Origin of the sequence: Neolewinella xylanilytica, from assembly GCF_002934605.1 — a bacterium.
Classification (GTDB): Bacteria; Bacteroidota; Bacteroidia; order Chitinophagales; family Saprospiraceae; genus Neolewinella; species Neolewinella xylanilytica.
Genome location: NZ_PTJC01000005.1, coordinates 2,165,373 through 2,177,828, shown reverse-complemented (window position 1 = coordinate 2,177,828; position 12,456 = coordinate 2,165,373). Strand labels below are relative to the sequence as shown.

Sequence of the window (12,456 nt, the reverse complement as noted above, 5' to 3'; positions counted from 1 at the left end):
CAAAGCATCCGGAAGGGATCACACCTGCTCCTCCGCCTGCATGCTTTTAGCGTACTCGGTAGGCGTCATATTGAACTCCTTCTTGAAGGTGCGGCTGAAGGAATTGGGTAGGTCGAAACCGACCTGGTAAGCCACCTCGGCAATCGTCAGGCTGCCTTGCCCCAATAGCTCCTTGGCCCGTTTCATCCGGTAAGACTTTAGCAGATCGATCGGTTTCTTTCCGGTCAACTGCTTCACTTTACGGATAAAGTGCATGTGGCTGAGGTGCATAGCGTCGCACATCGCCTTGACGTTGAACTCGGACTCGGAAACCTTCTCCTGGAGCAGCGTCACTAAGCGGCTCATAAATTCCTCATCGGCCGACGGCAATTCCTCCACTTCCGGGGTGAGACGGAAATCCAGATTGAATTTCTCCCGCAGGCGCTGCCGCTGATCGAGCAAGCTTTCCACCCGAACAAGCAGCAGGTCCGGATTGAAGGGTTTGGTGATGTAATCGTCCGCCCCCATCCGGTAACCGGAAAGCTTATTCTCATCCAGCACCTTGGCCGTGAGTAAGACAACCGGAATATGACTGGTGGCCAGTTTGCCCTTGATTTGCCGGCACAGTTCCATACCGTCCATCTCGGCCATCATGACGTCGCTGACGATGAGGTCGAACGATCGCTGCTCGGCTAACTGCAGGCCTTCCCTCCCGTTGGTCGCCGTCGAGACCCGATACTTATCGCGCAGCAATTGGGCGAGAAACTGGAGCATGTCCGGATTATCCTCCACCACCAGGATGTTTTTCCGGGGTGTAGCGGCGGCTGCTTCCTCCGGGGGTTCGGATAGCGCGACAAAGCTATCCTGCAATAAGGAAGCTTCCCGTATGGTTGCCGCGAGTGCCGGTAAGCGTAAGGCGCCCTCGCCAGCCCCCGCCGGGTGGGCGATGATCAGCGGCAGGTATACGGTAAACGTAGACCCCATGCCGTCGGTACTATCCACCCGTATTTCGCCCTGCATCAGGTAAACGAGATCTTTGATGTAGGAGAGCCCGATGCCGGTCCCTCCGCTCGGAGTGACGCCCGTACCGGAGGTGTAGTATTTGTCGAAGATGAGCGCGATCTTTTCCGGACTGATACCCGTACCGGTGTCCCGCACTTCCAGTTTGAAATAGCGGTCGTAAAAGGGGTTCAGGTCGGCGGCTTCGGCCGCCTCCTCGCTTAGCGTCACATCGATCGTGCCCCCCTCCGGCGTATGGCGGAAGGCATTGGACAGCAGGTTGGCCAGAATCTTTTCCACCTTGTCCAGGTCGGTGGAAGCGTAGCGGGCTTCGGTCCGGTCGGTCATGCGGAGGCACACGTCACGGTCCAGCGCCAGGTCTTCGAACAGCTCCACGATTGCCTCCACGTAACGGGCCAGGTGGATGTCGCTCAGATTGATTTCCAGAGAGGTATGCTCGATCCGCCGGATCTCCAATAACTGATCGATAAGTTTGAGTAGCCGGTTGGCGTTTCGCTGCACCATGCTTTGCAACTGCCGACGGCGGGTTTCCGACAGGGACTCCTGCTCTTCCACTAACTGGGTGATGGGGCCGAGGATGAGCGTGAGGGGCGTACGCAGCTCGTGAGAAATGTTGGTAAAGAAGCCGAGTTTGGCTTTCGACAGGTTTTCCAGCTGCACCAACATGCTTTCCAGCTTGTCGCGCTGGTGGCGGATCTCCTCATTGCGCTCGTGGAGGGAGGCATTCACCACCTCAAGTTTCTTCTTCTTGGTCAGAACGCGGTATTCGTAGAATCCGAAAATGGCCAAAAACAGCAGCATCAGGCCGATGAACCAACCCTGTTTCCAGATCGGCGGTAACACCGCAAAGTCCACCACGGCCGGCGTGGGATCCACGTTAAAATCGATGTCCCGGGCCCGCACCTCAAGCCGGTGGGGGCCGTCCGGCATGCTCGTGAAGGCATACTCATTATCGGAACCGTAGGGCAACCACGGCCCACCGTCGAGTCGGTAGCTGAAGACAAGGTTCTCGGCGTTCGTTTTGCCGAAAAAATCTTTTCCCGCCCAGGAAATGATCCCGTTGCCCTCCGCCGGCACGCGCTCGGTATAGAATGCGATGGAGGTTTCCGGTGGGGTGCGCGAAGGTTGGTACCGCGTACTGAAGAACGTATTGGGCTCTTGTTCGAAGGTGCTACCCGTGAGGGCCCGGCGCTTCCAGCTGCGGGGCACGTGGTCGATCCAGAGATAGTCGTCGGTGTGGGTGATGGTTCCCCCCTCGAAATCGAGGGCCAGCTGGTCCGGGAAAAGATCGCAGGTCCACGACTGGCCGTCGAAAGCGCAGGTACCATTCTCCGTAGCAACGATAAATAGGGAATCGGAAAGGGCGTCGATGCTCAGGATGGTGTTGCCGGAGAGTCCGTCGTCGGTAGTGTAATTTTTCCACTCCTGGCCGTCGTACACGAATACCCCATAGTACCGCGAACCGACCAAAAGAAGGTCTTCGGTACTGCGCAGACAATTGACGTACTGCTGCAGCCGCTCGTCCTCCGCCGGTCGCCAACTGCCGCCTTCAAAGAGCATCAGCTTGCTTCCGCCGATGCAGATGGTACCATCGGGGGTTTCGCCAATGCCGTAAACGTTGGCCTGGTTGAGTCCGTTTTCGCCATAAACGTGGTGGACCCATTCGAAGGTTTCCGCCGTCGGATCACGCAGTTCCAGTACACCACTCGTGAAACCGTCCTGACTGCGGGCGTCCACGCTACCCCCGAACCATAAGCCACCGTCGCTGGCTTCGAACACCGCGCGGTAATCGATGCCCCAGGATAAGGTCGGGTGCAGGTGCAACTCCCACTTCTCTCCACGCAGTACGGCGGTGGCGGCCTTGCCCAGGTGGGAGCCCGCCGCCCACAACTGCCCGGCGGAGGTGCGGAGTAACCGGACCGGCGCGTCCATCAGCCCGTCTTCGGTGCCGTAGGCTATCCACTCGTCACCGGAACGGCGAACGACCCGGTTGTCCGCTTCCACGAACCATTCCTCGTCGGGCCCGTCGGCGAACTGGAAGCTCAAGCCGTCGTAGGTAAGCCAGCGGCTGAGGGAAAAATCCAGGAGCAACAACTTGCTTTTATACCCCGCCAGCCACAACTGGTCGCTCTGGCTCTTCTGCAGGAGTACGCGGTTGGCGGGGATCGGATACTGGGGGGCTTTGTACAGTTCCCATGCACCATTGGGAGAATAGCTGTAGATTTTGGCTATGGTGCTGATCCAGATGATGCCGTTGTCGGACTGCACGATATCGGTCATGTATTCATCTCCCCCGAAGAGCGGGTGCACCGAGATGGTTTCCCACTCCCGCCCGTCGTACACGACGATCCCGCGATCGGAACTGGAATTGATCACCCAAATCCGCCCGTCCTTTGCCTCGAGGACTTTTTGATCCGACCCGAGCTTGGTGCCGGCAGCGCTCTGCACCACCTCGTAAGGCAGGCCGCCGCCCGCAAAGAAATCGGCCGGGTGAAACCGCAGTAGCTTCCCGCTTTCCATGGTCGTATTCAGTGCCAGCCACACATCGCCACGCGCATCTTCCAAGACGTCGGAAGCGGAGTGAAACGACCGGGATTCGCTCAGGGCACCGTCCGGGAGCAAGAACCAGGTGACTTCGGGCAAGGCGTTTTTCAACGATTCCTGCCGCGTGGCGGAGGTAAGTATGCTGACTTTTCCCCCGGCCAGTCGCAGAAACCCACGATCGGAACATCCGAGAATACTCCCTTCGTTCAACTCCTTCAAAGCAGTAAAACTGAAGGGGAAATTATCCGGCGCAACAAACTCATGCGTCCACTTTCCCTCCCGGTAGCGGAAGATACCTGCCCGGTTGCTCGCAACGATGGACCCGTCGGAAGCTACCAGCAGTTGTTCCACCGGGTACCCCTGCGGACTGTTGCGACCGGTATGGGCCGTCCAATCGTAGCCGTTGTACTCCAGTACCCCGTCGGTACTGCCCGCGAAGACCCGTCGGTCGGGCGTCTCCACGATGCAGCGTATCCCCTTATCGCTTAACTCCGGAAATTGCCGCCAGCGCCAGGATTCGGTGAGGGGGTTCACCACCGTAGGGGTATACGGCTGGGTAGCTTTAAGCAAGCCGACGGATGAAAACGCGACGGTGAGCAGGAGCCAAATCAACCAGGGACGGCCCACCCCGGTCCGGGGCAGGCAACATAGAGCAGGTACCCTATTCGCTTGGATTTCAAATGCACTAAAAAACGTATACGGCATGATCAAAAGGCTAACGAAGGCCAGGACTAAGATAACCCCAAACTGGGAGTCCTTGCTGATAATTGAGCAAGCGCAGGCCTTTGTGTCCGTCAGCCAACCAGGCGCCTACTTTATTTTCTCGGCCAGCACGCCATACAGGCTCCGGACGCCGCTGAAGTAATTCCGGAGCAGCAGGTTTTCGTTCGGGCTATGCTGGTTGTTGTCCGGATTGACCAGCGGCAGCACCACCGCCGGCACCTCCAGCGTATTCACGAAGGGGGCGATCGGCACCGACCCGCCCATGGTCCGGATCAGCACGACTTCTTCCTCCAGCGCCTGCCGCAATCCGCGTTCCAGCCAACTTCCGGTCGGGCCGGCGAGGTCGGTCCGGAAGGCACCGTAGCTGGTCGTGCCCGAAAATCCCGCCAGCCGCGGATAGGTCGCCCGCTCTTCCTCCGTCGGTTCGCGGTCGCCGGGGATCAGGTGGTATCCCTGGTTTTCAATGTGCCGCCGGAGCAGGTCGAGCAGCCGGTCACCGTCGGTCTCCTTCACCAGCCGCAGGTCGAGCTCGGCGGTGGCCGTGGCGGGTACGATGGTACGGGTTTCCGCGCCCACCCAGCCGCTGGCCATGCCCCGTACGTTCAGGCTGGGGTACTGTAGCGCCTCCTGGAGGTTCCCCCCCACCCGGTCGGGTTCACTAAATCCAATGCGGCGGGCGATCTGCTCCGCGTCGTCCGGGGCGGCGGCCAGCAACTCGCGGGTGTCCGCATCGAGCTCGATCCCGTCGTAGAATCCGGGGATGGTCACCCGCCCCCGCTGATCTTTCGTAGACGCCAGGATCTCCGCCAGCCGCAGGGCGGGGTTAGGGGCGTAATTCCCATAATGGCCGCTGTGCTGCGGCACCTTGGGTCCGTAAACCGTGATCGTAGCCGTGGCGATACCCCGGGCGCCGCCCACGAGCGTCGGCCGATTGGTGAGGTGAACGGGTCCGTCGAGGATCACTAGGTGGTCCGCCGCCAGCTTTTCCCGGTTCGCCCGTACCGCCGCGGCCAGGTCGGGGCTACCGGCCTCCTCCATCGGGTCGATGATGAATTTTACCTCGTAGGCGGGACGTTTCCCCTCGGCAATCAAGTGATCCCAGGCCACGAGGAACATCATGATCGGCGCCTTGGCATCACTGCTCGAGCGGGCAAACAGCCGGACGTCGCTGGTGTCGGGACGTTCGGGAAGGTCGGCCGGTTCGTATTCCGTCACCCCCGCCGCGTTGGTATGCATTCGGCCGTAGACCGGCTCGAAGGGCGGGGCGAGCTTCCACCGGTCGGGGTCGACCGCTTGCCCGTCTACGTGACTGTAAAAGAGGACCCGCTCCGGCTGCTCCACCTCCGTCGGGAACGTTGCCAAAAAGATGTCGATGCCCCCGTTGGCCAGCCGCTCGGTAGCGAAGCCGCGGCGGGAAAATTCGGTTTCCAACCAAGCCAGGTTCGCCTCCAGCTGCCCGTCGACGGCCGCGTCGTTCGGCAGGCGTAGGAAGGCTTCGAATTCCGGCAGGCTTTCGAGCGTTCGCTCGTATAAAGTGGTTTGCGCCGGCGCGCGGGTGCAATAAAGTACCAGGAACAAGAAGGCAATCGGGTAGCGCATGGAATGGCTTTTCGCGGGGAAGATACTGCGTCCCGGCGGCCGCTGGCTTTTCACCCGCGCTCCGGCGCCCCCTCAGCCTGGCCGCGCTGCCCTTTTCCACCGTCCCAAACCAACGAGTAAGCCGATCAGCAACAAGGCGAAAACCGTGAGCAGCGCGAAATTCACCACTACGGAACCGTAGCCAAGGGTAGTGACGTCCACGAAAGGGTACGGATAAAAGCCGGAAACGCCGCCTCGGAGCAGTACGAAGCCGAAGTAGACCACCGGATAGAGCAACCAGGGCCCTATCCCGCGCAGCTGGTAATCTTCCCGGCCGGAAAAAAGGTAGAAGTAGAGCAACACGTACACCGGGTTGACAGAATGCAGGAGTTCGTCAACGATCCGTTGCAGCCCCGTCGGGGTCCAGATCCCCCGCAGCACGAGTTGGTACACGATACCGACGATCAGAATAAAGGCCGTGATCGCCGTAACAGCGCCAGGACGGTTGAAGGTACCGCGAGCGCCCGTCAATCGATAGGTAAAGTAGACCGCTACCAGGGTGTTGGTCAGTATGGTAAAGTAGCTGAAAAAGCGGACGACGGTCTCCCCCACCCCGGCCTGGCGGTTGGCGATCATCAAAACGAACTGAACGATTACCGCGGTCCAGGCCAGCAGCGCACCGATAAGCTCCATCCGCCTCCTCATCCGCGGGAAATTTAGATCCCGAAAGATAGCTTATCGCCGCTGGTAAACCCGCACGTAATCCACCAGGTAACGAGCCGGCAGCGGCGTATTGTCGAGGGGTCCGCCATTGCGCCCGCCCAGTGCCAGGTTCAACAGCATGTAATGGGGCTGGTGGAACGGCTCGAAATCGTAGTCGCCCGCATTGGGCATCTCGCTGATCAGCGTACGATTAAGCAAACTGTCGTCGACGTAGAGTGCAATGGCGTCCTGGTCCCAGTCCATGCGCCAGACGTGAAAGGCGTCCGCCCATGCTTGCCCGCCCAGGCTATCCAGCGGTACGCGGACGGACGACCACCGGGCGCCGCCGTCGTCGTCGCGGCTGGCCACGTTAGCCAGGATCACCCCGTCGTAATATTCCATGATGTCGATTTCCCCGTTTGCGGGCCAGGGTCCTTCCACCCCCAGGGTCCACCAGGCCGGCCAGATACCTTCCCCCACCGGAATTTTGGCGCGCAGTTCGAAGCGGCCGTACTGCCAATCGTATTTACCCCGGGTGTTGATGCTGGAGGAGGTGTATTCGACGGTAGGCCGGCTGGTCCGCCAGCTGTCACTGCCGGAGACATAGCTCGGATTGGGCATGGACTCCCGCCGCCCCTCGATGATTAGATAGCCGGCTTCGATCCGCACGTTGTCTTCCTGGTACCACTGATCCTCCTCGTTGCGCACGAAACCACGCTCGTACCCCCAGACACTCGTATCCGGTCGGGTGCCCCGATCGAATTCTTCCGACCACACCAGCGCGTAGCCTTCGGGAACCGCTGCGTCGTCGGGTGGCGGGCCGTTCAGGGCCGGCGTGCCGCTAGCACAGCCGATCATCAACAGGCCGATAAAGGGAGCAACAAAACGGAGAAGCACCATAGCTCCCAATGTACGGGTTCGGCGCCGTTTAGGCCGCCACCCCCTGCATTACGTCCGCGAACAGCTCGTAAGACCGTAATCGCGCGGCGTGATCGTAGAGGTGGGTGGAAGCCATCAGTTCGTTGACGCCCGTTTGCGCCAGGAAGTGCTGCAGGTCCGACTCCAGTCGGTCGCGGCCACTGATGAACGACAAAGAGAGCATGTGCTCCACGTGCTGACGTTCGGCGGGCGACCAGAGCTTGTCCATGGAGTCCACCGGAGGCTGCATCAGTTTCCGCCGTCCGCTGACTACCCCCAGCATCATCTGCTCCAGGGTGGTACCGAGATATTTGGCCTCCTCGTCGCTATCGGCCGCGATCACGTTAATACAGGCGATCACGTAGGGCTCCTGAAGCACGTCGGAGGGGCGGAAGTTGTCGCGGTACCGCTTCACGGCGGCCATGAATTGGGTCGGCGCGAAGTGGCTGGCGAAGGCGTAGGGCAGTCCCATCACCCCGGCCAGGTAGGCGCTTTCGGTGCTCGACCCGAGGATGTAGATCGGCACGTCCAGTCCCTCGCCGGGGATGGCGCGCACCTGGCCGTGGCGGTTTTCCGCGGAAAAGTAAGTCTGTAGTTGCTCGATGTCCCCGGGAAAATCCGGTGCCGTAAAGGCCGCCGCACCCCGGATGGCCCGTGAAGCAACGGGGTCGGTGCCCGGCGCGCGCCCCAGTCCGAGGTCGATACGGCCCGGGTACAGGGTCGCGAGGGTTCCCATCTGCTCGGCCACGATGAGGGGCGCGTGGTTCGGCAGCATAATCCCGCCGGATCCGACGCGTAGTGTGTTCGTCCCTCCCGCCAGGTATCCGATCAGCACCGGCGGTGAGGAGCTGGCCACGCCCGCCATATTGTGGTGCTCCGAGACCCAGTACCGCGTATAGCCCAGCTGCTCCACGTGTCGGGCCAGACTCAGGCTATTCCGGAAAGTATCGGCCGGCGTGGAACCGTCGGCAACCGCCGCGAGATCGAGGACGCTGAATTTAACGTTGGTAGGGGGATTCGTAGACATGGAGCACGCTTTGTAAACTTGGCTAAATCCCGACACCGAGCTGACGACCAACTGATTAGGAGCCTTTGCCGCAAATCACACTAGGGAAAGACGACTCGCTAAACCGTCGGTGTACCGACCCGTTATCGGATACCGAGAAGACACGGGAGGGGTACGATAAGTTGCATCCTGCGGGCCGTAAGCAGGGCACCTCCTCACGCCAAGCATCAAGCTGCCCCCCCGTGCCGGTGCGGCGGATGAGCGCTATGATTTCCCCGTGGACGCCGGGTTTCGGACCGCTTGGGCCGCTCCACCTTCCCCGCTTCCCGGATGCCCGGTCAACAGGGTCGCCTGGTAGACGAGTAGCGCCCGCTTTAGCAGGAAAAAAAGCTTCTCCCGGGCGGTGTCGGCCCACTCGATCATGGCAACTAATTGCTCGAGGGCCGGTATATCGAATTCGTCGACCTGTAAGTAGGTGCGTTCGCCGGCGCAGAATTGCTCGATGTCGCGGCGGGTAGTTGGTAAGATATCCGGGACCAGGAGTGGGTGACCGATGTAAAAAAGCAGGGAATCCTCCAGTTGCTTTTCTAGCGGACGCAGGTTTTGAAACGCCAGGGCCGCCCGGTCCGCGTCCGTAGGGGTGTTGAGAAAATCTAGCCCTTCCCGCAGGGCAACCGTGTTCCGTTGCAAGCCGGCGTACCGTTCGTTGAAGGCGTGCAGATCCCGGTAGTATTGCCGTAGGTGAAGGTGCTCTCCTCGTTCGGTAGCCAAGTGGCAAAAATGTTGGAAGAGTTGGCGATCGCGGTCGAGGCGTTCAGTCAACCTCGCTTCGCATTCCCGTTCGAGGCGCAGGGCAAGGGCGCGTGCTTCGCTGGCCGGGTACCGCTGTCCGTCGTAAAGAAAGAACCGTGTTTCTACATTCCCCCGCGCAATTTCTCGTATTGCGGCGGCATCCGCGCTGGTAATCGACAGATCGAGCATCTCCGCGATCTCAGCCGGCGGGAAAGGCGCTCCCGACAGCGCGGCGGGGGGCAATTCCTCGAAATCGCGAGGCTCCAGCAGCGGATGGTAGCGATCGTAATAGCCGCCATAGCAATCGGGAAGTTCCCCCTGGCTGAGCTGGTAGGTCATCCGTTCGATAAACTCTTGCCGGTCGGCTTGCCGGGGGTCCCGCTCGTACCGCACCCCGGCGAAGGTCAGCTCCGTCAACTGGCATTGCAAGGATTCGGCCCCACGGAGCACATCCAGGGCAGCCGAATGGTCGGGCGCCTCCCCGGTTAGCCCGGTAGCCGCCAAGCGTTCGACGCGGTCCTGATGATCGGGATGGGATGCCCAGGCGTTTTTGATCACCACCCGGGTGGTGAAGGCCCGTTGGGCGGTATCCTCCGTCGGGAAAGGCAAGGCGTGGCGGAAGGGAATCTCGCGCCGGCGGGCGATTTGGTGGAGCGTATACTGCAACTCGGTAAAGAGGTTCCGGGAGGTGACGCATTCCCCGATCCGGTGGTTGTAATGGTCGATCACGCGGTGGTAGGCTTCCTGGGCCAGGTCGAATCGCAGAAGGGCATCCCCCAGGTACCGTTGGCCGGCGACGTGGGCCGCCACCTCGTCGGCGTGGAACTCCATCTCCCGCGACAGGGCCAGGTAGGAACGGTTCAACAAGACGTACACCTTGGCCAGCAACCACTGGATTCCGCGCACGATTAGCATTGCGGGGACGGCAAACAAGGAAAAGATGCCGGAAGCACTACTCCATCGGGCCACCATTTGATCGTAACCGTAGTTGTCGAACAAGAGGTTATGAATAACCCGATTGGCGTGATACGCGTAGCTGCCCACCCGCATACTACGCTGGGAAAAGTGCCCGAACTCGTGGGCCAGCACGGCCAGGAGTTCCTGCCGGGTCGTGCATACCAGCATACCCATACCCACCGACAAATTTTTCGGCACCGGCAGGAACATGCTCCGAAACGGCGAATCGTAGAAAACGCTGGCGTTTACCTCATTGGATAGATAGACGCGTTTGGGGAAATCCGTACCGACTTCCGCCACTACTTTCCGAATAAGGGTAAAGAGCTCCGGTTGGTCCCGCTCGTGGAGCTGAATTCGCGGCGGCGGGGCTTCGGTATCCCGATGGACGAGAAACTTAATCATGAAAATTAACACGAGCACGCCGGCACTGCCGATCCCCGCCCCGATCAGGGCGGTCCCTGCCTGGGGTTGGGAGACGAACAGGGTGATACCGGCGTAAAGACAGGCACCGCACAATACCGCCGCGGCGATCAACATGAGCAGATACGAAACCACGAACAGGATAATGGCGAAAATCGCCCGACCGGCCTGGTTGCGGAAGGCGGTTGACACGCGGACATCGGAAACGGGCACGTCGGAAAGAGACTTAGGGGTTACGGAATACAGTAGTTAACTGCGCGCTATGCTTAATTAGCGCTGGCCAGGCCGAAGCTAACATTTGGCGCGCTGTACTAAGCTGCCACATGATCAGCCGGGGCAGCCACGGTTCCCCGTATCTCGGCACGGCTCCCCCGCCCCGACGAATACGCTGCCGGCATAGGTGACCCAGCCAGCGTTGCGGCCTGCTACCCACAGGCTTTTTGGTTCCGCTCCCGGTGTCCTACATTAGATGTTGAAACAGCCCTATGCCGACCATGAAAGTCACCGGAACCTTTACCGTAAAAATGAGCCCGCTGGAGCCCTACGCCGACTCCGGTAAAGCGGGTCCCACCCTTGGCCGCATGTCGCTTGACAAGACGTTCACCGGACCGCTCACGGGCAGCAGCCAGGGCGAAATGCTTACCGGCATGACCGCTACGCAGGGATCGGCCGGCTATGTTGCCATGGAAAAAGTGACCGGGTCGCTGGACGGCAAAAGCGGGAGTTTTATCCTGCAGCATTTCGGCGTGATGCACGCCGGCGATTCCCGGCTTATCCTGGAGGTGGTGCCTGCTTCGGGCACCGACGAGCTGCTCGGTTTACGGGGTACGATGTACATCCGCCAGGAAGACGGCAAGCACTTTTACGACCTGGCGTATCAATTGTAGGTTAACTACAACCGCTGATCGACAACCCAGATCGCTATGCTTCAACTTGGCGGCGGGGCGCAGGAATAAGCTGTTAACGGAACCAAATTCCCAAGTCGTTACCGTTTTCCCATTCAGCCCCATTCCGCAATCTCCCCCGAACCCATCTGCTTTGCCCGGACCGACCCTACGTTTACGCCCCAACGCCGAGCGGGCGAATCAGGCCATCTACGCCCTGTACTTCCTGGTCGCGGTGCAGGCCGGATTGGTGCTTAGTTCGTTATCGGAACTGTACTTACTGCACCGCATTGCCGCCGATGATATTCCCGACCCTACCCTGATCAATCTGGCGGATACCATTTTCCAGGGACTGATTGCCGCGTACCTTCTTGGGTTGGTGATCGCCGCCACCACCTTCATCCGCTGGTTTCGCCGGGCCTATTATAACCTGCACGAATTGCCTGTCCGCGTCGACCACGGTGAAGGGTGGGCCGCCGGTGCCTGGTTCGTTCCCTTCCTCAATCTAGTCCGCCCTTACCAGATCATGCAGGAACTTTACGTTAAGAGCGACCACCTGCTGCGGGGCCATCCCCTCGCGGAAGGCCTGCTCGGCAAACGGGATACCATCGGCATCTGGTGGGGAATGTGGGTGATTTTTTCCATTCTCAGCCGGGTGGTCGCCCGGATGTCGGACAACCTCGATACGATCGAGGCGATGCAGACAAGCTTTCAGCTGGACGTCGTGCTGTACACCTGGGGATTGCCTACCGCCTATCTGGCGATCCTGGTGGTAAAACGCTACTCCGCAATTGAATGGGTTTTACGCACCGTTTTCACTCCGGAAGAAACCCTGATCGTGGAGAGCTTCGGCCCGCGGGAACGGTAATTCCGCCGGCGCATACCGTACTATTTCTGAGCCGGCCTGCAACCCCCGGAAAAAAGGAACGTCGT

General features: G+C 60.2%; 8 protein-coding genes. 2 read left to right on the top strand and 6 right to left on the bottom strand.

Annotated elements, in window-relative coordinates; translation table 11 throughout:
- Nucleotides 1-18 precede the first annotated feature (18 nt).
- From CLV84_RS08450 to CLV84_RS08425, 6 genes are all read right to left on the bottom strand, one after another.
- Complete coding sequence (locus CLV84_RS08450) at nt 19-4,113, bottom strand: hybrid sensor histidine kinase/response regulator transcription factor (RefSeq protein ID WP_170067625.1); 4,095 nt, start codon at nt 4,111-4,113, stop codon at nt 19-21.
- A 240-nt stretch (nt 4,114-4,353) separates the two neighbouring features.
- Nucleotides 4,354-5,865, bottom strand: coding sequence for a M20/M25/M40 family metallo-hydrolase (locus CLV84_RS08445; RefSeq protein WP_104419275.1), 1,512 nt, complete (start codon nt 5,863-5,865; stop codon nt 4,354-4,356).
- A 72-nt stretch (nt 5,866-5,937) separates the two neighbouring features.
- Nucleotides 5,938-6,549, bottom strand: a complete 612-nt coding sequence (locus CLV84_RS08440; protein ID WP_104419274.1) for a Pr6Pr family membrane protein — start codon at nt 6,547-6,549, stop codon at nt 5,938-5,940.
- A gap of 30 nt (nt 6,550-6,579) precedes the next feature.
- Nucleotides 6,580-7,446, bottom strand: a complete 867-nt coding sequence (locus CLV84_RS08435; RefSeq protein ID WP_104419273.1) for a glycoside hydrolase family 16 protein — start codon at nt 7,444-7,446, stop codon at nt 6,580-6,582.
- 28 nt (nt 7,447-7,474) lie between these two features.
- A complete protein-coding gene (locus CLV84_RS08430; RefSeq protein ID WP_104419272.1) occupies nt 7,475-8,491 on the bottom strand; it encodes an LLM class flavin-dependent oxidoreductase in 1,017 nt (338 codons plus the stop codon).
- A 243-nt stretch (nt 8,492-8,734) separates the two neighbouring features.
- Complete coding sequence (locus CLV84_RS08425; protein ID WP_104419271.1) at nt 8,735-10,852, bottom strand: M48 family metallopeptidase; 2,118 nt, start codon at nt 10,850-10,852, stop codon at nt 8,735-8,737.
- A gap of 272 nt (nt 10,853-11,124) precedes the next feature.
- Between CLV84_RS08425 and CLV84_RS08420 the strand changes: the two genes are divergently transcribed.
- Together CLV84_RS08420 and CLV84_RS08415 are read left to right on the top strand one after the other, a co-directional pair.
- A complete protein-coding gene (locus CLV84_RS08420) occupies nt 11,125-11,526 on the top strand; it encodes a DUF3224 domain-containing protein (protein ID WP_104419270.1) in 402 nt (133 codons plus the stop codon).
- A gap of 151 nt (nt 11,527-11,677) precedes the next feature.
- Nucleotides 11,678-12,391 (top strand): DUF4328 domain-containing protein, encoded by a 714-nt coding sequence (locus CLV84_RS08415; protein WP_170067624.1) that lies wholly within the window; start codon nt 11,678-11,680, stop codon nt 12,389-12,391.
- Nucleotides 12,392-12,456: the final 65 nt, after the last annotated feature.